Origin of the sequence: Paraburkholderia sp. RL17-347-BIC-D (assembly GCF_046027915.1) — a bacterium.
Classification (GTDB): Bacteria; Pseudomonadota; Gammaproteobacteria; order Burkholderiales; family Burkholderiaceae; genus Paraburkholderia.
In genome coordinates, this window is the sequence record NZ_JARESS010000023.1 from 121,917 (window position 1) to 143,953 (window position 22,037).

At 56.3% G+C, this 22,037-nt stretch carries 18 protein-coding genes; 12 read left to right on the forward strand and 6 right to left on the reverse strand.

What is annotated here, in order from left to right; genetic code table 11:
• The first annotated feature begins 1 nt into the window (after window position 1).
• From P0D96_RS27630 to P0D96_RS27645, 4 genes are all read left to right on the forward strand, one after another.
• The gene (locus P0D96_RS27630) at window positions 2-1,534 is read left to right on the forward strand and encodes a 3-hydroxyacyl-CoA dehydrogenase (RefSeq protein ID WP_408316598.1); all 1,533 of its coding nucleotides are present in this window, start codon (window positions 2-4) and stop codon (window positions 1,532-1,534) included.
• Window positions 1,534-2,349, forward strand: a complete 816-nt coding sequence (locus P0D96_RS27635) for an enoyl-CoA hydratase/isomerase family protein (protein WP_408316599.1) — start codon at window positions 1,534-1,536, stop codon at window positions 2,347-2,349. The genes P0D96_RS27630 and P0D96_RS27635 overlap by 1 nt, the downstream gene beginning before the upstream one ends.
• The gene (locus P0D96_RS27640) at window positions 2,346-2,780 is read left to right on the forward strand and encodes a MaoC family dehydratase (protein WP_408316601.1); all 435 of its coding nucleotides are present in this window, start codon (window positions 2,346-2,348) and stop codon (window positions 2,778-2,780) included. Before P0D96_RS27635 ends, P0D96_RS27640 begins: the two co-directional genes overlap by 4 nt.
• Window positions 2,781-2,871: 91 nt before the next feature.
• On the forward strand, window positions 2,872-3,651 hold the full coding sequence (locus tag P0D96_RS27645) for a dienelactone hydrolase family protein (RefSeq protein WP_408316603.1): 780 nt from the start codon (window positions 2,872-2,874) through the stop codon (window positions 3,649-3,651).
• 247 nt (window positions 3,652-3,898) lie between these two features.
• Here the strand turns inward: P0D96_RS27645 and P0D96_RS27650 are convergent, their stop codons facing one another.
• From P0D96_RS27650 to P0D96_RS27670, 5 genes are all read right to left on the reverse strand, one after another.
• Window positions 3,899-4,786, reverse strand: a complete 888-nt coding sequence (locus tag P0D96_RS27650) for a LysR family transcriptional regulator (protein WP_408316605.1) — start codon at window positions 4,784-4,786, stop codon at window positions 3,899-3,901.
• 192 nt (window positions 4,787-4,978) lie between these two features.
• Window positions 4,979-5,764: an AraC family transcriptional regulator gene (locus P0D96_RS27655; RefSeq protein ID WP_408316607.1), complete on the reverse strand. Its 786-nt coding sequence runs from the start codon at window positions 5,762-5,764 to the stop codon at window positions 4,979-4,981.
• Between the two features lie 237 nt (window positions 5,765-6,001).
• Window positions 6,002-6,163: a hypothetical protein gene (locus P0D96_RS27660; RefSeq protein WP_408316609.1), complete on the reverse strand. Its 162-nt coding sequence runs from the start codon at window positions 6,161-6,163 to the stop codon at window positions 6,002-6,004.
• Between the two features lie 208 nt (window positions 6,164-6,371).
• Entirely contained in the window at window positions 6,372-6,803 is a 432-nt protein-coding gene (locus P0D96_RS27665) for a BON domain-containing protein (RefSeq protein ID WP_408316610.1), read from the reverse strand.
• A 49-nt stretch (window positions 6,804-6,852) separates the two neighbouring features.
• Window positions 6,853-8,160 (reverse strand): CHASE2 domain-containing protein, encoded by a 1,308-nt coding sequence (locus P0D96_RS27670; RefSeq protein ID WP_408316612.1) that lies wholly within the window; start codon window positions 8,158-8,160, stop codon window positions 6,853-6,855.
• A 397-nt stretch (window positions 8,161-8,557) separates the two neighbouring features.
• Here P0D96_RS27670 and P0D96_RS27675 point away from each other — a divergent pair, with 397 nt between their 5' ends.
• The 8 genes from P0D96_RS27675 to P0D96_RS27710 all read left to right on the forward strand — a co-directional run bounded on the left by P0D96_RS27675 (window position 8,558) and on the right by P0D96_RS27710 (window position 20,948).
• Complete coding sequence (locus P0D96_RS27675; protein WP_408316614.1) at window positions 8,558-8,773, forward strand: hypothetical protein; 216 nt, start codon at window positions 8,558-8,560, stop codon at window positions 8,771-8,773.
• Window positions 8,774-8,800: 27 nt separating this feature from the next.
• Window positions 8,801-9,529 carry a hypothetical protein gene (locus P0D96_RS27680; protein ID WP_408316616.1) on the forward strand — a complete coding sequence of 243 codons (729 nt, stop codon included), beginning with the start codon at window positions 8,801-8,803 and terminating at the stop codon, window positions 9,527-9,529.
• A gap of 2 nt (window positions 9,530-9,531) precedes the next feature.
• Window positions 9,532-10,680: an FxsB family cyclophane-forming radical SAM/SPASM peptide maturase gene (locus tag P0D96_RS27685; protein ID WP_408316618.1), complete on the forward strand. Its 1,149-nt coding sequence runs from the start codon at window positions 9,532-9,534 to the stop codon at window positions 10,678-10,680.
• Complete coding sequence (locus tag P0D96_RS27690; protein ID WP_408316620.1) at window positions 10,670-11,995, forward strand: aKG-HExxH-type peptide beta-hydroxylase; 1,326 nt, start codon at window positions 10,670-10,672, stop codon at window positions 11,993-11,995. Before P0D96_RS27685 ends, P0D96_RS27690 begins: the two co-directional genes overlap by 11 nt.
• Window positions 11,970-13,751, forward strand: coding sequence for an aKG-HExxH-type peptide beta-hydroxylase (locus tag P0D96_RS27695; protein WP_408316622.1), 1,782 nt, complete (start codon window positions 11,970-11,972; stop codon window positions 13,749-13,751). Before P0D96_RS27690 ends, P0D96_RS27695 begins: the two co-directional genes overlap by 26 nt.
• A 470-nt stretch (window positions 13,752-14,221) precedes the next feature.
• Complete coding sequence (locus P0D96_RS27700; RefSeq protein ID WP_408316624.1) at window positions 14,222-16,621, forward strand: FAD-dependent oxidoreductase; 2,400 nt, start codon at window positions 14,222-14,224, stop codon at window positions 16,619-16,621.
• 228 nt (window positions 16,622-16,849) lie between these two features.
• Complete coding sequence (locus P0D96_RS27705) at window positions 16,850-17,641, forward strand: hypothetical protein (RefSeq protein WP_408316626.1); 792 nt, start codon at window positions 16,850-16,852, stop codon at window positions 17,639-17,641.
• Window positions 17,634-20,948 carry a DEAD/DEAH box helicase gene (locus P0D96_RS27710; RefSeq protein ID WP_408316628.1) on the forward strand — a complete coding sequence of 1,105 codons (3,315 nt, stop codon included), beginning with the start codon at window positions 17,634-17,636 and terminating at the stop codon, window positions 20,946-20,948. Before P0D96_RS27705 ends, P0D96_RS27710 begins: the two co-directional genes overlap by 8 nt.
• 430 nt (window positions 20,949-21,378) lie before the next feature.
• Here the strand turns inward: P0D96_RS27710 and P0D96_RS27715 are convergent, their stop codons facing one another.
• A complete protein-coding gene (locus tag P0D96_RS27715; protein WP_408316629.1) occupies window positions 21,379-21,828 on the reverse strand; it encodes a porin family protein in 450 nt (149 codons plus the stop codon).
• Window positions 21,829-22,037: the final 209 nt, after the last annotated feature.

The following is a 22,037-nucleotide window of genomic DNA, read 5'->3' on the forward strand; positions in this document are numbered from 1 at the left end:
CGTGGCGGTCGGCATTGTCGGCGCCGGAACAATGGGCGCAGGCATTGCGCAGATTGCCGCCGCAGCAGGGCACAAGGTGTGGCTCTTCGACGCGAAGAGCGGCGCCGCGACCCAGGCAGTGGACAAGCTCCGTATCGATTTGCAAAAACGGGTCGACATGGGAAAGCTCGCTTATGCGGAAGCCCAGTCGTTGCTCGGTCGAATCGAACCTGTTGATGCCATTGCCGCCGTCAGTGAGGCCGGTATTGTCATTGAGGCGATTGTTGAGCGGTTGGATGTAAAGCGCGAACTCCTCGCCGAACTTGAAATGCTCGTGTCTGACCAGACGATCCTTGCCTCCAACACGTCATCGATCTCCGTGACCGCGTTAGGCCGGGATTTGCGATTGCCGCAGCGGTTGATCGGGATGCATTTCTTCAACCCAGTGCCCGCCATGAAGCTTGTCGAAGTCGTCTCCGGCGCGGCGACTGACAGTGCAGTGGCGCGAACGGTGGCCGATCGGGCAACGCGTTGGGGAAAAGTGCCGATTTACGCACGTTCTACCCCAGGTTTTGTAGTCAATCGCATTGCCAGACCATTTTATGCAGAAGCGCTGCTCTTGCTACAGGACCGCTATGCGACGCCGTCGGAAATTGATGCGGCGCTACGGGCAGCGGGATTCCGGATGGGGCCTTGCGAACTGATGGACCTGATCGGTCATGACGTCAATTTCTCGGTGACGGACTCGATGTTGGCGGCCAGTTTTTTTGACAGGCGCTATACGCCATCCATTGTGCAGCGAGAACTGGTAGACGGTGGTCTGCTGGGCCGGAAGTCCGGGCGAGGTTTCTATCACTATCCGGCTGAACCGTTGGTAGAACCTGCTGTGAGCAACACACAGGTCAATACTGATCCACCACGCGTGAGTGTCAGAGGCGACAGTTTTACAGTTACAACGCTCGGTGCTGAGCTGTCCGGTGAGGGATGGGACGTCGAATATGCGCATCCAGCAGAAGACTCACTGGGGCATGCCGACAGCGGGTTGATGAAAGATATGCTGCTTGTTGGCGATATGCTGATTTGCGTTACGGACGGCCGTCCCGCCGCAGAGGTGGCCGCGCAGTCTGGTCATCGTCATCTCGCTGTCATTGACATCATTCTGAGAGAGGATCCTGGTCCGGTTTGCGTCGCGTTTGCGCCTGGCTGCGGAGACCGGCAGCGCGCTGTTGTACACAATCTTCTGGAGGTGGCAGGCCGCAAGCCCATGGAAATCGCCGATGCGCCGGGAATGGTCGTCGCGCGCACAGTCGCCATGCTGGTTAATGAGGCGGCAGACGCGGTGCAGCAGGGTGTATGCGATGAAGCCTCGGCCGATATCGCAATGAAGCTGGGCACTAACTATCCCGCAGGACCGTTTGAGTGGCTCGGGAAGCTTGGGGTGCACGCGGTGTGCCACATACTCGATCGTCTCGATGCGGTGTATCGCGGTGAGCGATATCGAGCAAGTTTACTGTTGCGTCGACGCCTTTGGGGACAAAAGGTAGGGGGCAATTGATGAGCGACAGGTTCGAAGTTGATACCGATAATTTTCGCGTTGAATTGAACGACGGTGTGGCCGAGCTTGTATTCGGCGTACCGGGAAGCATGCCATTTACCGACAGGCGTGGACATCGCGAGCTTTCCCGGGTCTGGTCACGGCTTGGCGAGCAGCCGGGCGTGCGGTCGATTCTTGTTCGCAGCGAAGGCAAGGGATTCTGTGCTGGTGGAACCATCGAAGTTGTGCAGCAGATGGTTAGCAGCGAGGCCTCGCGCCTGACGGTTATGAAAGAAGCCAGAGCTATCGTCCAGGGAATACTGGATTGTGACCGCCCTGTAGTCTCCGCTATCAATGGGGCTGCGGTTGGTGCTGGCCTCGCGGTTGCCCTCCTGGCTGATATTTCGATTGCTTCAAGAACAGCGAAGCTGATCGATGGGCATACCAAACTCGGCGTTGCCGCAGGCGATCACGCGGCACTGATATGGCCGCTGCTGTGCGGAATGGCGAAAGCAAAATACTACCTTCTGCTATGCGAGACGTTGACTGGAGAGGAGGCCGAGCGTATTGGCGTAGTCAGCGCAGCTGTGGACGAGGTTGAATTGCTTGCGACGGCAAGGAGCGTGAGCAGGAGGCTCGCGGATGGCAGCGGCACGGCGCTGGCCTGGACCAAGCGATCGCTGAATCACTGGCTGCGCGCAGCTTGGCCAGCCTTCGAAGCTTCATTGGCGGCAGAAATACTGGGATTTGCGGGTTCCGACGCAAGTGAAGGTCTTTGTGCCCTGGAGGAAAAGCGGGCGCCGTTATTTGCCAATGTCAACGCAACGGCAATATGAAATTTGACGAATTCAGCGGTCACCAGGTGATCGAAGCCGGTCCATACATTGTGACCGAGGCTGAGGTTCTTGAGTTCGCCAACCGCTTTGACCCACAATGGTTTCATACGGATCAGCGATCTGCGGAGCAGGGACGCTGGGGCGGATTGATCGCGAGCGGCTGGCATACGTGCTCTATTGCCATGCGACTGGCATATGATGCGGCGCTCTCCGATTCAGGATCTTGGGGCTCTCCGGGGCTTGACTATCTGAAATGGCCAGAGCCGGTACGGCCCGGTGACTTTTTGACATTTCGCGCAACGGTCATCGACACGCGCAGGTCCAGGTCTGTACCCTCGCTGGGAATCGTAAAATGGCGCTGGCAACTGTTCAATCAGCACCAGACTGACGTTTTCGATACCGTTGCGAACAGCTTTTTCGAGGTGAATTAGCGTGTAGAACGGTTTGCAGCAGGCTGTTTGGATAGCAGCGAAAGCACTTTGCAGGTCTTCTTGTATCTTTTCTATGACTGGGGTCCTTTCGATGTCTAACTCCAACGAAGCCGCATCAGTGAATGTCGACGGCGTCAACCAGTGCCGGATCACAGTCCAGGCCAAAGACGGTCCTTGCAATGTTTGGGTGTTGACGCCGGAACGCCAAGGTAAGTGGCCGGGCGTGATCTTCTACATGGACGCGTTTGGGATCCGACCCGTCATGATCCAGATGGCGAGCCACGTTGCCAGCCAAGGTTACATTGTCCTACTCGCCGATATGTTCTATCGATTTGGTACCTACGGTCCGTACGATTCACAGGAGTTGCTGAAGGGCGACTTCCGCGCGACGATCGGTCCTTTGATGGCCAGCACCGATAATCACAAGGCAGCCGAAGACACAGCTGCACTGCTCGCCTATCTCGATAGTCGCGGTGACGTGAACGGCGGCACTGTCGGCACTGTCGGCTTCTGCATGGGTGGCGGCATGGCATTGACGGCCGCGGCCTGGTACCCGGATCGCGTCGCGGCTGCGGCAAGTTTCCACGGCGGCAATCTGGCCACCGATCAGCCGACGAGCCCACACCTGCAGTTGTGCAAGGTCAAGGCCGAAGTACTGGTGGCCGCAGCGGATCGGGACGATAGCTATCCTCCCGAAATGGCCAAGCGCTTCGAAGCTGCATTGACTGAAGCCGGGGTAAAGCACAAGAGCGAGATGTACAAAGGAAAGATGCATGGCTGGATGAAGCCAGACACGCCGGTCTACGACGCGCCGGCCGCCGAACGCGGCTGGAACGAGCTATTCGCTCTCTTCGGTCGAACGCTAGGCTAAGTCCGAGGCCAAACGCTGGAGCGTTTGCGTCTCGGTCGTGCATCGGCGTTTGCGGCGGCGCCGATGCCGAGAGTGCACCGCCGCTTCGCGCAGCGATGTTTCGTTTTGTGGCGAGAGCTGGCCCCGAGGCTAAGCCTGGTAGGACGCTCTTTGGCAACAGAGATAAGCCGTCCAGACCCAATGAGGCGAGAACGGAGGACAAAAAAGCCCCGCGGAAAGACCACCATGTCAAAACATCCCGACCAACTCACGTCAAAATTCCTCTGACCTGCATATGCGTTTTCGTGAAATCGATCCATGCGCGTGTTTTCGCATCGAGGTATTTCTTGGACGTGTATAGCAAGTACAGGTCGGTTTCGTTAACGGTGTATTCTGGCAGTACTGCAACAACGTTGCCAGATTTTATCTCCTGTGACGCTATGTACGTCGGCAATGGGCCGATGCCCATGTCTTGTCGAATGGCAATTGCGAGGGAACGTCCGGTATCGACGGTTAACCGAGGATCGATGAACACTGTGGCCGTCTCCGTTCCGGATCTCATCACCCACTCACGGTCGCGAAATGTCGGGCCGCCAATTTGCAGGCAATGGTGCGCCGCGAGATCGGCGAGCGATTGCGGCATTCCGTGTTCCTCAATGTATTCCAACGATGCACACAAAACACTTTGAATAATCCCTAGCTTCATCGCAACCAGAGTGGACTCAGGGAGGTAATTGGCTGCCATCAATGCAATATCGTAGCGTGCGCGGATCAGATCAGGCACCTGTGACGCCACAGTTAGATCGAAGTTCACTTGCGGGTATTGACGCTGGAATCTAGCGGCAAGCGGCAGCACGAAGTGATCGGCCAGACTCGCACTGCAATGCACCCGCAGCGTGCCGCGAGGCTCCGCGGATGCGAGCTTCACTTCACGTTCGGATGCATCCAGCACACTTAGGATTTCGTGCACGCGGGCGAGATAGCGCAAACCTGCATCGGTCAGAGACGTTGAACGCGTCGACCGATGTAGAAGACGAGCTCCGAGATGACTTTCCAACTGAGAGACGGCGCGCGATACGTGCGGTGTCGAGAGGCCAAGTTGTTCTGCGCTGCGTGTAAAACCACCGGTGTCGGCAACCACCGAAAAAATGCGCATGCATTGAATCGTATCCAGTCAAATTCTCCCGTCGATAGTGTTGGAGCGCCGGGCGGGAATTTTGTTGCATAAAAAGTACGCACCGGTGCTGAAATTTTACGTGAGAACACGGGGTCGCTGCGCGCGCAAATGTTCAAATCGTCGTCGCGATTTGGACAGCATCCATTGTCGGGTCGTCGTCCTCGATGAGCACTATTTGAAATAATCACTGGGCGGCACTCCGAGCACCTTGCGGAACATTGCCGCGAAGGCACTGGGGCTGTCGTAACCGTGCTCGAGCGCAACTTCGAGAACAGACGAGCCGTTCGCGAGTTGTGGGAGACTCAGCAGGACGCGCGCGTGGCGACACCACGAACCATGCGTCATGCCCGTTTCCCGCCGGAACATCCGGGCGAATGTGCGTGGATTCACGTTCGCCCGTTTAGCCCACCCTTGCAACGTAGCCGCCAGCGATGGTTGCGCAATCAGTTCAGTGCACAGTTCGACAAGTGCAGGATGACTCGGCATCGGCACATGCAATAGCAGCGGCTCGGCTACACATATCTCATCGAGGATCAACTCCAGCACACGTCGTTCTCGGTCGCCAAATTCACCCGTCGGGTGGATACCGACCGCAGTTACGATCAGTTCGCGCAACAACGCGCTTACGAGAATCACCTTGCAACCGCTCGGCAGCGCGTCGCGCGCGTCGGCTGCGACATATACCGTGCGCATCTGCACATCGCTGGTAATTTCGATTTCATGGCGAACGCCGCCCGGCACCCATACTGCGCGACCAGTCGGCACGATCCAACTGCCCGCGGCCGAACGCACTATCATCACGCCGGAGATGGCGTAGATCAGTTGAGCGCTTATGTGCGCATGCGGCGGGAACGCGGCGCCTGCGGGTTGATCTGTGGCGAGTACAGTGACGGGGGCGATTTCAAGCGCCTTCTGGCTTTCGAAAAAACCGACAGTGTCTATTTCGCGATGATGCATGGCAATTCTTCGACAGATGACCGGATCAAAGCACTGTACCATTTGTCCTCAGATTTCGAAGACGAGCATCTGTCGTGGTTCCTGCGTTCGTTCTGGCATCGGGCTTAAAGTACGTGTGCCGCGTCGCTTGAGCTGGTCACCTCTGGGCGCTAGTCAGCGCTTCGGCAATCGCGCTGCAAGGCCGGCCGCCGTACGCTCATCCAGAGTAGGCTTCGGACTTCGGCCAATGACTACTGTTCAAGCAAGTGTTCCTGTCTCCTGTTGCGGGTTTGTCGGTCCCAGCAAGGCGTCGAGTTTTTCCACCAATGGCAGGAATTCGTGCGGGCGGCATTCAGTTAAATGATGCGGTCGATGGGCGAAGCTGTCCGCGATTGGCGTCAGATCGCGTTTCGCGTCCATAGTCAGTTGCAGCCACGACCCTCAATGCACCGGGCGGCGATGTGCTGGACCGTTACAGGGGCGGAGAAGGCGCGCAGTTGCGAACTGAGGTGGCGATAGCCCGAGTGACAGCGCAGTTGGGCGATCTGGCTGTTCACGGAGCGTTGTGCGCCTTGATGCAGTTTTACCCGTACTGTCTCTACCGCGACCCAGGCCGATTCGTGCATTTCTATTGGGACTGGATGCTCAGCTTGTTCGTGACCGACGTAACGCCGGCCACCCCTTTTGCTACCTCGCCAGCCTGTTCGATTTGTGCGTTTTCAGGAACCGAACCAGTTAGCGTTACGGCGCCCCCTCTTGCGCGTACCGCAATGTTAGAAACGTTCAGTTGTTGCGTTTTGGAAAGGGCGCGTCGGACGCTCAAAGCGAGTTTGCGACTTGCAGACTTGCTAGAAGCCATTGCGGTTGCTGACCCTGCACTTGGTTGCGTTCCCTGAAGTTGCGCAACTCCGCCTGTCGTAGAGGTGTAGCCGTTACCGGATTCGTCCGTGTTCCCGCTGTTCGAATTGGTCTTTGGCGGTGGAGGTTTATCTTCCGAGCGGGCCAGGGACGAAGTTGCCATGGCGACTATTGTAAGTATGAAAAACAGAATCTTTCGCATGCTGCCTCCGTTATCTCAGGGACTTCAGTTTGGCGACAATATCGCCTATCTATTGTCGGTCTTGCGGCGGCTCGGGTGGCCGAAGCTTGCGCTCAAGTTCTGCATTCGCTTGTTCGAGCTTTCTTATGTGCTCAAACTGGTGATGCTGTTCGTCCGCAAACCAGTGCAAGAACAAGACCACGATAGGTATGGTGCAGTCAAAAAACCGGCCAAAAAGGCGCAGAGTCAGATATTGAAGCAAGACAAAAAAGGCTGTAACGACCGCAAGGACTGCCCATCGCGACATTGAGTGTCCAAGTGCGGCGAAATTCAGGGCGATCAGAACTACGATCAGAACGTCGATGCCCCAATCTGCGTACTGTGATAGCTTTGGTATGAGTCGGCCGTCAAGAACGGCGGCGACGTAGTTCAAATGCAGGAGAACGCCGGGGATCGGTCCTGCTGGAGACTGATGACCGTCAACTGGCATCCCCGTGTGGTACGAGTCGGAACTCCATCCCGCCCCTACCAGAACAAACTTCGCATGGACGCGGCGGAATAATTCAGCGTCGTCGATACTACGAACTTCGTCTGATTGCAGCACGACGTGGGCGGCCTTGAAGTCGGCCATGGACATATATGTTCCATAGGGAAACTCTCCTTCGTGGGGGCTCATGGCCGGCAGCTTGTCCGAGTCGATGGCTCGCACGATCGCGCCGGTCAGCGAATCGATAGTCGTTCCATCAACCATGGGTGCCGGCCCCGGAACCTGTCGCGTATCTCTCAGCAGGTTGATGTTTCCCCAGGCTACCCTGCCGGGTGGGAACTGTCGCCCATCCAGTATGGTTTCCTGTCGAGTGCAGCGGTGATCGGAAGGGCAGCTAAGAGTCACCGGGAGAATAATTTTGCAATGACTAGTGCTATCGGCGGTTACCTTGTTGATAGAGTCCGCTAGCGCATCAGTTTCCACCAGGTAGTCTTTATTATCCTGCAAAGTGCCGTCAAGCGCCGGTGAGCGAAAAATGAAATCGAGTGCCACCAGATCCGCTTGTCCGGGCCCGCAAAGTCGCTCAACCAGCTTTCCCAGGAAGTCGCGTTTGATCGGCGCGCGCCGAGATAGCGGTCCTTTCCAATAGTCCTCGTCGGAAATTAAGACCACTGCAGCGCTCGCTGTTTGCGCGGTTCGGACGGGTTCAATCTTGCTACTAAACACCATTTGAATTGTGGTGAGCAGCGCAGGAGTGTGCTTGGTCAGATAGAGATTTGCGAGGATCCCCAAGCCTGCGAAAGCGATCACGCGAACCCAATACGATCTTGGCCGAGTTTTAATGCGGTCGATGGCGGCAGGGAAAGCCCTCTTTGATTCTGGATTTTCCATGCTCAGAACTCCACGAAAGGACGTGCGAACAAGCTTGCGAGCCAGGTATTTTTTTGGATGGCGAAGATCTGGAATTGATGATAGCTAAACCGCTATGCGGTAAACGTCGGGGCGCGACCCGTGATTAACTGAGGTACAGCGCCTCAGGCTATTCCGTATTTTGTCTTCAATATGTGCGCTAGGCCATATTTGAGGCCGCACGCGTTGCCATGCCGCGGGGGCAGAAGCTGCCTTTGGCCGCAACGGAATGAACGATTCGAAACGCTTGGTCAGTTGGCCGCGAGTGAGGTATGTCCGGCGCTGCTTGCGCGACAGGGATGAAATCGTACCGTGGTGTTTTTAGCGCGTGCTACACTTGGTAGACGCGGGGATTCGAGACTAAAGTTTAAAGACAATTATGGAAAAGAAAACTGATATTCAACCTGCAGCCAATGCTTCCGTCACGCTGGAAGATCTGCTTGAAAGTGAAAGCTCCGTTCTGAGCCGGCTTGCCGAGGAACTCGATGGAGCTTCGACCACGAACATGGCTGGTCACTATTCAAATACCAATGGCCATAATTCGTCGGGAAGCCATACTTCTCACACGTCGGCTGTCAAGGAAAAGATCGTCTGAACTAGGTTCGACGTCGATCCAGTCGCCATGCAGAACGGTATCCATCGAAGTCCGGTCCTTCTGGCTTCCGCGTTGACGCGTCTTTGTGCTCAGAGTGGGAATATCGCCACCGCGCCGGAGATTGCACGGTTCGCCTTAGGTCTAAAACCCGCTCTCAGGTTTATGGTCGGTGTTGACTCCGTCGAAAGCTTTTCCGAAGCCGTCGAAGCGGCGGGTGCCTTTTCCTCGACCAGAATGCTGGAGACTAGCTCTCGCGGCGGCAGCTGGAGCGATATTTCGGGTGCAACGGCGTCCACATTGCGCGCGGATATTGCGGCGATTTATATTGCCCACGACGCGAACCTTGCGGCTGAACTTGCGCTCGCCGATGTGACAGACGCATCAGTTGCCGGCGAGGTATTCGGATATCCCAATTGCTGCGTTGCCGCGGTAGCCGAACTGCAAAGTGCCGGGGCGCGATGGCCCGAGGCGCTCGTCAGGCGTAGTGGCTCTCCCGAGCAGTGGGATGCGGCGGCTAACCGGGCCGTCGCTGACTGGGGTGCCATTTCGCCGGTGGGTGAACTCTTTCCCTGCGGTTTGGGCTGCAAACATGCTGTCCGAATCGGCCGTGAAGGCGTTGCAGCCCTATCGGAGCTCGGACTCAGCCGGCTTGCCGACGCAATTCGACACCAGGCGGCGCGGCCATGGCAGATCACTGCTGACGGGCGCGCTGTGCCATCGGTTGGAGAGCAGGGGTTTGCGCTGCCGTGGAAGTAAAAATGAACGTCTCACAAGGATCCCTCACTCCAATCAATGAGTTCATCGTCAAGGTTGCATCGCGATGTAATCTTGATTGCGACTACTGCTACGAGTACAACACCGGCGACTCGTCATGGCGAGACATGCCAAAGTTTATGTCGAACTCGACGTGTGAGTATCTGGCTGCTCGGATTGCCGAACATGCCGCTGAACACCGGCTTGCAGACGTGTTCGTGACTTTCCATGGTGGGGAGCCTTTGTTGGCGGGACCCGCGCGCCTGAAACGATATGCGCAGATATTTGAGGGAGCGGGTGCGGAGGCCGGCGTGAAAGTCCGCTTCTCCATCCAGACGAACGCGACGCTAGTCACCGACTCTGTATGTGATTTCATTCGCGACCATAACGTCGCCGTCAGCGTAAGTCTTGATGGCAATCGTGAGGCAAATGACCGACATCGGCTTGATAAGCTTCATCACTCCACGTACGAATCAACCCGAGCGGGAATCAAGTTGCTCCAACAGCGCGTGGGGTCCTTGCTGACCGGGATCCTTGCCGTAATTGACCTGCAGAATGACCCGATCGAGGTGTTCGACGAGCTTGCTGCTCTTGGTGTGAAAGATATCGATTTCCTGCTTCCACATTTCAACTGGAACCGGCCCCCTCCGCGGGAGCACCCCGAATCGCTCGAGTACGGACTTTGGTACTGGAAGATATTTCTGGCGTGGACGCGAGGGCGGCACCCGCACACAAATATTCGTTTTTTCGTCAACATCATCAGCCAGTTGCTGGGGCGCGGTGGTGTCTACGAAGCGATGAATCTCGCACCGGCGTCGCTGATTACGATCAGTACGGCAGGTGATTACGAGGCCGTCGACTGTATCAAGAGCGCGGGCGCAGGCGCACAGGTGACCGGAATGACCGTGCGGCGCAACAGTGTTACGGACATCATTAGCCATCCCTCCATACAGGTTCGGCAGTCAGGAGAGCAACAGCTCAGTGCGAAGTGTCTGTCATGTGACGTGAAGAATGTTTGCGGCGGCGGTTACTTCCCCCATCGATTCTCTGAGTCCAACGGCTTCGACAATCCATCTGTCTACTGCCAAGACCTGAAATGGCTGATTACAGAGACGTCCAGATACATTCGTGGGCGAGGGTGTAATGCGGCCTAGCGTATTTGATTTCATCGCGCCTCGGGATATTGAGATTGCAAGCGGCCGGGCGTTTCGGATCCGCAGGAATTATTATGCTCCCAAGCTTCTGGCTAGCATCGAGAGATTCGCACCCGAGCTCACCGCCGAGCTGAACCGGTCAAACGTACTCGAGATGCTTCGCGATACTCCAGGCTCTCGAGCTTGGCTCAATGCATGCGGTAAAGTCGTTGCGACGCTCGACAAGGAAGCGCATCCAATCGAGGTTATCGCCCATCTCACGCTCGACCAAAGTCGCAAAGAGAGGCTCTATGAACTACTTTGCTTGCAGCTGATCGGTATTCTCGCTGGGCACGCCGCCCGGTGGGGAGAAACGCTTGAGATAAAAATCCGCGCAAAACTTCCGGACCGTCTATACATCGATGGTTTGGGGATGTTGCAAATCGATGAGCCGCTCACCGACATCGATACAAGTGTGATGACTGTGAGCAACGGCAGGATAGCTTTTGATGCCGTAGGCGGTCATCTGGAGGTGGTCCCGCAGACTGGACTGGTTACGGGGCATGGAGCATTTGTGTCAGCCGGAACGGTGGCCTTGGGGCATGCAAAAAGTCTTGAACTGCCGTATCTGAATCCTAGTCTCTTCAGACCAGAGTTTCAGCCCTTCCCGCAGCTCGGCGGCGAAAGGGCGAACAGGGAGTGGGCCCGGAGCGTGAGCGCTGCGGTGACTTGCGTGACGCACTCTGGGCTTCCTTCGGTGGAGTACATCGTTTCGCTATGCAAGTCAGTGATTGGTCTTGTCAGCCCATCCGACTCGATTGGCAGCGCTAGCAGGGAAGAGGCGATGGGATTGGTTTATCTGCCTGTCACCCCATCGCTCCTTGATCTTAGCGAATGTCTGTTGCACGAAGGCTTGCATCAAATGCTGTTTCGGATCGAAGAATCGGTCGCAATCTTCGAGCCTGAGAGCGATAAATCCTCGACGTTTTACTCGCCATGGAGAGACGATGGAAGACCTTTACGGATGGTGTTGCATGGCGCGTACGTTTTTGCCGGCGTAGCAAGCATGCATAAGGCGTTGGCATTACATCCAGTTGACCATTTCTCTGTACAAGGCGATCCGACTACAGCATATCGACGTGTGCGAGAAAGCCTGCACGCGATTGAAACCGTCAAACGTCATGCGCAACTCACTCGTATCGGGCGCAAGCTGGTCGAAGCAATTGAGGCAGATCTCGAGCACTCCGGTGATCTGCCGATTACATTACCTGAGCGGGCCAGAATAGACGCTGGCATTATCGAAAAGCGAAATGCATTTTCCGCCTACATCGACTGAAATTGTCTCGAAGCGATATCTCGCTGGAGTGTTGCTTTTAACGAAAGAGGCAACGTCGCGAGGCTTGCTGCCTCAAGCGCTGGGACGGGTTGAGGCATCGCGCTTCCGAATGTTGGTAACCCGACCTGCCGTGGTGGACGCCAGCTTTGCCGCGATGCTCGCTCCGTCTGAGCAACGGCTTGATCACTTCGCCCAGACGCTGCTGTTGGAGGAGGCCGAGCCGGTTCTTGAGGCCGAGACTGACGTCGTCGTGCTTCAAGGCAAAGGCCATCTGGCAGCGGCGGTCGGTTGCAATCAGGAATATGCACCGTCAACATCCGAAATCGCTAATTCTGTGGCGGACGCACTTGATCTGCTACGAGAGGTACATTCGGGCTCTTATCAGCTCGCTCGCGAATGTGTGATCGCCGTCTTGGACCTTCCGGCAGAGACTGGGCAGGTAAACGCGTTTTCTAACCCGCGCCTTCCCGGATTTGTCGCCTGCTCTGCCCGCAATGCCCCGGTGGTCTGTGCCGAGCAGTTGTTGCACGAAGGGGTACATACGTACGTCTGGTCGTATTTACAGATGCTGGACCCTACGACGCGGTCGGCGCTGACTGACGCCCCTGGCGCATATTCACCTTTCACCGGGGGAGCTCGCTCCGCAACCCGTCTCGTTCATGGCATTTTGAGCTATGGCGCAGTGCATGCGTTGTGGACTTCCATGAAAACCGTCAGGCGCAGAGGTTTATGGTTCGGTGCAACCGACGATATTGCTGCTCTCGCGACTATCAATGCCAGACTCGCAGTTCTTGAGGGGCGGTTACGCAGTGCGGCTAAGTCACTGAGGAGTTCACTGGACCTCAACGTGCTAACTTCCTTCGCGGATGCAATGGGGCTTGGCTGGGCGCTCGCCAACTGTATTATTGACGGCTTTGCCGTCCCAGAAACTGTTTCCAAAGACCCGCTCAAGGCGATTGAGGGAGCCGACCTGAACACCATTGAAAAAGCAGAGTTGACGCTCGCGTGGCTCGGTGACAAGGTGTCGCGCGTGTCAGTTCCTCTGCCGGGGAGCGCGCTGTTCCTCAGTCTGCGAGAGGCGGCAATTCCGTATGTCATCTCGAACACTGCTATTTCCGTGGCAAACGATGCATCTCTAGGAGGATTCTCGAACGTTGGATCTCTAGTCGAAGATATCGACAATGCTTCTGTTGGCGCGAACGTTCATGTATATGTTGCAAGGCAGGTGAGCGATGCCCGGCAGGCGATGCTTTTAGACAGAGAGGACCTTGCCGGCGGCGTCCTTGGTATCCCCGACTGCTGTCAGCGTTACTTTGAACAGAATTGGCCGCTCGTGAGAGAGGTCGGGGGTGACCTGTTTGGTGACCAACTGGCGCGTCACAATGGGTGGCTCGTTCGAATCAAATCCGAATGCAACGCATCAGGCATGTATTTCGGCAGGGGGCTTTGCTGGCACTTTCCGTGTTCAGTTGATTGCGCTCGGACCGTCGATACGGTCAAAAGGCGGAGCGCGCTGTTGGTTTCCGCGGCGCAAGAATTGTCATCGTTGTTGTCTGTCGATAGTTACGCGAGCTTCCTTTGGAGTAGTGTCAGCGGCTATGCGCAACTGAGCTCTCACGAAGGTCATATTCCGCCAAAGACCCAATGGTTAAACGGTGAACGTTTCTATGAGCGGGTTGAGGCCGAGATCACGGCCGAAGAGTGGGTCTGGGCCAGCGATCCTGGCGAGACACGGAGACTGGTGATTGTTGAGTAGTTCACCTTGGGCTACGACCGCCAGGCGCTTGACACCGGTATCGTTCTAAGCTGGCGACTGCATCGCGATGAACGCGGCTGGCGGCCCTTCGTATTGCTCACTCAAGCGCCGGCGCGGCTCTCCGTGTTCCGGTGCGGGGTGGTCATCACGCCCTCGAGCTACCTGCAAGGAAAAGCCGGGATTCGCGTGTGACTGCCTGGCGCAGTGTTCATGCAGCGTGTAGAGGTGTGGTGCGCGGGTAGTGGTTCGCCACCCGGGGCGGCAAGCCGCGCCTTAGTGTGACAGGTCCCGCGGGCGACGGCGGCAACGCCGTCCCGCTCAGCAGGGACCACCGTTACCCGCGACAACAATCTGCTTGTGCAGGTTTGTGCACCATTAGGTTAGTGGTAGCTAGCGATTTGACGATTCGCGACTCGGGGCCCTACGATGCTGGTGCGTCTGAGACCAAGTGTTTTTTGATGGAGTCCAGTATGACGAGCGCTGAGAATACGGTACTTGACCGACTTGAAGTTACCCGCAATTCGAACGTCTTTTGGATTGGCAGGAAGGCGACGCGGTTGACTTTCCTGTCGCAGCAGCAGCGAGCACTCAACCTCATTTGGGCATCACTGGAGACCAAGAGGCTCCGTGAGGGATCGCATGTTTTGGTAGTAGGCGCAGGTCTGGCGGGTCTGACTGCCGCGTTTGCTGCTTACCGTTCAGGGATAAGGGTTACGTTGCTCGAACGGAAATCGATGCCTTTGCATATGCAGCGTGGATGTCAGCTCAGATACATCCATCCGCATATTCTCGACTGGCCGGATCCGAAGTCTGAGTCGCTCCTGACTGATTTGCCTTGCATGAACTGGGGTGCAGGCATGGCAGCACGGATATCGAATACCGTTTTCGAGGAATGGTTGACAGTCGCAAGTGCGATGGACGTACGCTACGATTTTGACGTGCGCAGTATCGGAAGGACGGCAGCAAATAAGCCTGAGGTGTTCGCGGAAGGTAACAATCAGAATGTGGCAATCGCCTGCGATGCGGTAATATTGGCGGTTGGATTCGGCCTTGAAAGAGCCATCCCCGGACTACGTTTCCTCTCATACTGGGAAAACGATAATTTCGGGCGGGCTGTACTAACCGGCCCAGTACCTCGACACTATCTTGTGACAGGGTGTGGCGACGGTGGACTGATTGATGCGATTCGACTTCGGCTGAACGCGTTCGACCACGCCATCTTCGTGTTCAAGTTGCACCAGCTTCCCGATCTCGGCGAAATCAAATCCAGACTACTGGCAATAGACAAGGAAGTCTTGGAGGCGCTCGGGCCGGGAGGTTCTATACGAAGTAATATCGCGGACAGACTCGAAGATCTCGTCGGGAAGTCCAAACAGGACGCTGCTCGCCTGAGGGAACACATGGAGGCGGACGCGATTGGATTGCTTCTGGAATCCAAGTATCGCGACATGGAGATTCCTGCGAGTCTGAAGGACCACGTGTGCTCGCAGCTAAGGACGGACACCGTCGTCTATCTGAACGGGCCATTTCGTTCGCCGCTGAACCTTAATGCGTCGATACTTAACCGTCTTCTCGTCTTCCTGTTGAGGGAGCTCGGCGGTCTTCGATATAGGGGCGGACATATAGACGTACTTTCTGGGGCGGAGTCCGTCCGGCACAGCGTACGTTTCAGCCATCCTGACTACCCGACCGACGAGATTCAGGTAGACGAAATAGTTGTCCGTCACGGTCCGGTGCCGGTGATTGACCGCTTGTTTCCCCGGGCAATCGCGGATGATTGTCGCGGACGCCCCAGCGACATTGACGATCCGACGCGTCATTCAATGTATCCAGAGACCTTCTTGCAGTTTCAGGATCTGATTGACCGCAAGGCTTACGTCAAACTTGACTATGCTATCGCAGACGCACATTTCGCAGCGCGCGCTCATTTTGCTGCCAATACAGATACCGAATTTTGCATACGTGCGCAAGACGGAGGTAGCGACGTGCACTATGTTTTGAACAGAAGGGATGCTGGCGACAGCTCGGGCGATTCCAAGATACGCTACCATGACTTTGACATCGTTGTGCAGCGACCTTCAACGTCTCGGACATCCATGCGACGGTTGAAATCGTTGCGGACGGGGCGAGCTATCACGCTAAAGGTGGGTATTGGGATTCAGGGGGCAGGTGGAAGCACCGGAACGTTGGGTTGCTTCGTGAAAGTTCGCGCTACGGGCGTCGTAGCAATGCTGACAACGGCCACCGTGCTGAAAGGCCCCGATTCCGAGTACATCATTGGCGCCCCGGTAAAGGCTGACAAGGTAGCTGGCGTCGTGGCGCATGTTACCGCGATCGCCAATGCGATACCGAGCAGCCCCCGTGCGACCATCTCAGCTGGCAACGTGTCGCTTAACGACGTTGACGCGGCTCTGGCGGTTCTGGACCCCAATGTTCGGATGGATTTCCGTCTTGGTCGGTCCAAAGGCGCGTTGCCGTCTCTCCGGGCACCAAGCGGGCTACCAGGAGCACGCATAGGAGACAGGGTTTTCAAGATCGGATGGGGCAGTGATCTCACTTTTGGCCGCATCGTCCAAGTGGGTGCTGTTGCAACGATCGCCCACGAAGAGGGCCCCTGCTGGTATTCCAGGCTTATGGTGATTGAACCGGATGGCGACGGAGACGAGTCGGTATCTTTCAGCACGCCAGGTGACAGTGGCGCACTGATCGTGCGCATGGATGACGGCGCAGCGCTCGGCGTACTCATGGCGTCCAATACTCGGCAGACGTATGCATTTTCCCTGGCAACGGCGCTCTCGGTACTTGATTGCGAGTTGCTGGTTGAAGGAGATAGCAAGCCGAGCGAGTACCCGCAAAACGAGCGCGGATAGAGTGAAAGGAAAACCATGGCGCGTTCGACGATATGCACACTGCCTTGTCCCGCCCGCAAAACGACAAAGCGCGGTAACTCGAACCTTCATTTAGACTTCCGTTTTGCCAATTTGATGCTGGCTATTTATCAACCGATGCGAATGATCGCTGTCCAACTGCTTGGGATAACTTCGTTGGGCACGCTCGCAGACCGGTCCCATCGCTGAAAGGCGCTGCAACAGGAATTTATGTCAATCAACCTGACGCCGTTCGAGCACGACGTGCTTTGTCGCGGCAACACTTGGGTCATTGCTGACGAGGATGTTCTTGCCCAGCAGATCGCTCGGGTTGCGCTAGGTCAATCTCGACACGTACAGCGAATTCTTGCGGGGGCGTTGTTGGCAACACCGGCAACGACGAACAGCGCGGCGGCCGGCGCTATCGAGCTTCTTACAGTTTCCGCCGGAGATGATCCGTGGCACCGCGACGGATGGATGTTTCAGGTGCTTTCATGGATCGCAGCTCACCGTGCGACTCCAGGTGGCATCATACGGGCGCCTCACACGAATCATGCACACAAGGGATTCGACGGGCTTGAGCTCGAGCTTGACCATAAATCAGGCACTGTTACGGCAGCTGTAATTTTTGAAGACAAGGCTACCGACAACCCTCGGAGAACCATCCAGAAAGATGTCTGGCCTGAATTTAAGGCTTTTGAATCCGGTGAACGCGAAAACGTCCTCGTTGCGGAAATGATAGGACTCTTGGCCACGCAACCCAACGTAGATCCGGATATTGCGATCCAGAATGTTATCTGGAAGAACGTTCGCCACTATCGCATCAGTATTACTGTCGGCGATGCACATTCCGATGAGGCGGGCCGGCGGCGATTGTTCAAAGGTTACGATGAGATTGCGACAGGGCCAAGCAGGAGGAGGCGAGGGGAGACGTTCCACGTTAAGAATCTCCGGCAATGGATGCAGTCAGTTGCAGACAAGGCAATTGCTGCTGTACAAGTCGAGGTAAAGCCAAATGTTTGATAGCGATACAGTTGCGCTCATTTCAAGCGCACCGCCGCTTCCCGGGCTGAACCTTGCTGACCTTCCGCAACGATTGACCGAAGCTTATGCGACACTCGTTTCAGCCAGAATTCGTCTGCGGCAATTAACGGATGACGAATCGTTTCCGGAACACCTAACGGAAATCGCAAAAGAGATGAGCCGCATCGCTTTTTCTCAGGAAGCGCTTGTTTCCGCATTGCCGGATCGCGAGAACCGAGCCGCAGCCGCGTTCGTCGCAGGTGCAGCCCATCATGTAACGTTGATGGCGGACAGGATAAGGCAGACGGACTCACGAAAAAGCCATTTGTCGCTCGAAGGTATTTCTCCGGAGGTCTCTGCGGTAATCCTGTTTCTTATCGCCGAGTCTAGCGCCGACGCCGCCGAGATGGCGAAATCCATCACAATCGACACGGATGACGCGGTGGAAGCTGCTCTTCTAGCGGCGATCGTCCATCTCGCAAACGGTCGGCTTCAGGAGATTCTCGATATCCCATTGCCAAACGCGGGTGCAATACTGAATGCAGGTAGATATGATCAGCCTGTCAGAGTCTTATACTTCATGCTTCTACGCGGTGTACGCGCGCTGGCCGACTCTATGCTCGGTAACGATTCAGCCGATGTCTTCGCTGACGATGCCGATCCTCGGAGGCACTTTGATTACGTCAAGAGCCTGTGTGTCGAACGGCTTGATAGCGTCCCAGGCACCGACGGATCATTGCCCTTTAGCATCTATCCAGGCCCGTTGCACATGGCGTCGCTACTGTCGTCTGCTTCGCGAGATCTTGCCGCCTCTGCTTTGGTCAAAACGCCTCCGCCGACCGGAATTGACGGTGGTCGTTGGTCGGTCCTGATGCAAAGAATTGCCGCTCGTCGGCCTTACCTGTGGCGAAACCACCGCCAGGCGATTAGGTCCGGATATCTTGAGCCGGGTATATCTGCAGCTATCAGCTTTCCAACGGGCGCCGGAAAATCCACCCTCTCAGAATTGAAGATAGCCACAGCGCTTCTTCGTGGAGTGAAAGTTATATTCCTGGCGCCTACACTTGCTTTGGTCGATCAGACGGCGAAGGCACTCCAGGCTAGCTTCCCAGACTCCGAAGTTTTGCGGGAGCGAGCCGACGAAATGATCCTTGATATAGACGGGGATGCACTTCCAGCCATCTCGGTTATGACGCCGGAGCGCTGTCTGACTATGTTGAGCTTCAACGGGGAGGTATTTGCAGGCGTTGGACTACTCGTATTCGACGAATGCCACCTGCTCCATCCGCGTCAGACGGAAACGAGCCGCCGCGCCATTGACGCGATGCTGTCGGTCTTGAATCTGGTGGCAATTGCACCGGCAGCCGATTTGCTGTTTCTGTCGGCCATGATGATGAACACGGAAGAAATGGCTGCGTGGATGGAGACGCTCACGCAGCGCAAATGCTTGCCGCTCAGCCTGAAGTGGAAACCGACCAGACAAGTGCGAGGTTGTGTCGTGTATGGTGAAGGGGAGATCAATGAGCTGAACCAGCGTTTGCGACAGGTGCGCGCTGTGGTGAAAAATAAGGAGGCACCCGCAGCACTCAAACGACAGCTGAAGGCATCTCCTTTCGGGTTCTTTTGCTTACACCAGACATGGCAATCACAAGCGCGTAAAGATTACGCGCTATTGCCCCTCCTGGACGACAAGGTGACACTCGCTACAGCGACCGCCAAGTCCGCCGATTGGTACTTGACGCCGAACGGAAATCAGGTGTCGGCTGCCTTGGCCGAAGCGACGGCACGCCAGGGACTAAAAACGCTGGTATTTACGCAAACGATCAAGTTGGCAACCAGTGCGTCTAACACTCTCTCCGCATCACTTGGCGCTCCGAACTGCCTGCTCACGGCCGACGAGAAGGATTTTTACTCCGTAGCAGTGGATGAATTTGGCGGCGCGCAACACCTGTACTTAGAGGTAGACGCGCAGGACAAGTTGTTGTCATCGAGCGCATGCCATCACGGCAAACTACTGCCCGCCGAGCGGTACCTTCACGAGTCGGTTTTCAGGCGAAGTGACGGTATCAACGTCCTTGTCGCGACGTCCACTCTCGCCCAGGGCATGAACCTGCCGAGCGAGGTGGTAATCATCGGGGGCGACAGTCGGTTCGATCCAGATGCCGATCGCATGCAAAAACTGGAAGCTCACGAGCTTCTGAATGCCGCCGGCCGAGCAGGTAGGGCAGGCGATGCGTCATATGGGTTCGTGCTCGTCGTGCCGAGCAAGGTGGTTCATTTTAACGACGAAACGAGCAGAATTCATAAACATTGGGCTGACTTGCGCACAATCTTCGCGCAGAGTGACCAATGTCTCGTTATCGACGATCCGATGACGGCATTGCTCGATCAGATTCATGACCAGACTACACCAGCTTCGGAAATGGCTACATATTTTGTGCGCCGATTGCCTGTGCCCGATCCGTCGCACCCGGAAGCAGGTGACGCACCGGCCAGGGCGCTCATTGACCGGTCCTTTGCCGCTTTTCGTGCCAGACAGCAGGGCGACAAAGCGTGGGTTCGGTCCCGGACGGACGCGGCGATCGCACTGCGTAGAGCAGATCCTGATGCCCCGGAGGTCCTGACATGGGCGCACCGTTTGGCGGCATCGGCGGGAGTTCCGGTCTCGATTATTCAAGAACTTGGACAGCTACTTTCGGTGCCAATCCGTCAGGAGGCGTCCCTGTCCGAATGGTATGTGTGGATGATGAACTGGCTCAAGGAACGCCCAGGCTTGATGCCCAACCTTGTTCGGCAAGAGAGTCTTGAAGGGCTTTTCGGAGCACCTTATAAGAAACTTGAAGATGATGTCTCGCGTGGGAGCTATGCAGCGAGTCGGATATTCCCTCTGCTTGCACGTTGGATGCGAGGCGATACACTCGCCGATCTTGAGCGTGAGTTCGGTACGCCCGAAAGTCGCATCGGAAAGTGCGAAGCGGCGAGAGAGTTTGTGCTACGGGTTCTTCCAGAAATTTCATACGTGTTTGGGCTACCTGCTCAAATCTATCGCACCCTCGCACTTGAGAGCGGAAGGCTGGACGACACGACGCTTGCGCTTGGTCTGCTTGCTGCCTGCGTTCGCGAAGGTTTCGACAGTTCCGACAAATACGTGCTTCGCCAATGTTTGCCAGGAAGGCCTGCTCGTCGGGCTGTTCACCGACGGTTCGCATTGATCGAACCGTTTCTTCAAGCGCCGGTGGCCGGCGAGAGCTTTAAAGCTGCCGCTGGGAGGATGAAGCAAGCCTTGGATATCACTGTTTTTCTTTGATCTGACGAGCGGCGCGTTCAAATTCGCGCACCATCGCGCGGCTCGATAGGATCTGTCATCCATTGTCCGGCCGAGCTACACCCAGGCTGAGTGGTGCCCGCAATGGCGACGTTGGAGTCTGCATCGCACAAACGTGGTCTTAGGCGAGGAGTCTAGTGCGGACTCGCAAGACAAATTGGTTTTTTGAGTTTACGGTTCTCGGAGTCAAAGGCAGGCAGATGCGTGATGACAAAATACAGGTGGTATTTGACTGTCTTGGCTTCGAAGCGTCTTTTTTTTTGCTCGTACTGCGCATAGGTGTCAATTAGCGAGCGTCAAGTGATGCGTGGGGCAAATCCAATACCTGCGCGCAAAAAAAACGGCGAGGACAATTAAGCGTGCGCCGTTGGTTCGGAAATGCGTTGCCCGGTGCCGAACCGGGCAATGCACATCAGAATATGTTGCGAAGGCCGACCGCGACACCGGTCTGATTGTTGCGGCCCGGAAAGTCTGCTTGCGCCGCGCCAGTGCCGCGGATGAAATCGACCGTGCCATACACTTCGGTCCGCTTGGACAGTGAGTATTCGGCTAGCAGCACGCCCGAGTAGCGGACGCCACGGCCAAGCGTGGTACCGTCGGCGTTCAACGCATTGCGGGAGTGATCGTAGTAGGCTGCCGCAGTCAGCAACAGCGGGGTCGTGACCTGCCAGGTGGTGCCGACGTAGAAGCCATCGTCGATGCGGTTGGTATTCGTCACGGGCGCCGAAAAGGCGGCAGCCGGCGAGTTTGCGGCCGACATGAAAATGTCGACCATGCCGGTATTGTCCTGAGCATGCAGCCAGCCCGCGTAGGCTTTGACCGTGCTGAATGCATAGACAGCGCTTACGTTGTTGTTAGGCAAACCGCTGGTCTATATGACGGATGCGGTACATCTACGGCTTTTGGCCTGCGCGCATGATATTTCTGTCAAATTAAGTCGTGATCTGTTTTCGCATTCGTGTATCTCAGTTACAACGCTTAATTGAATTCGCTTTGACGGCGGATCGCTGTAAGCGGCCAGCCAACCCGTCTTGAGGGATTGAACTAACCGAGCGCAACCGTCGGCTGCCG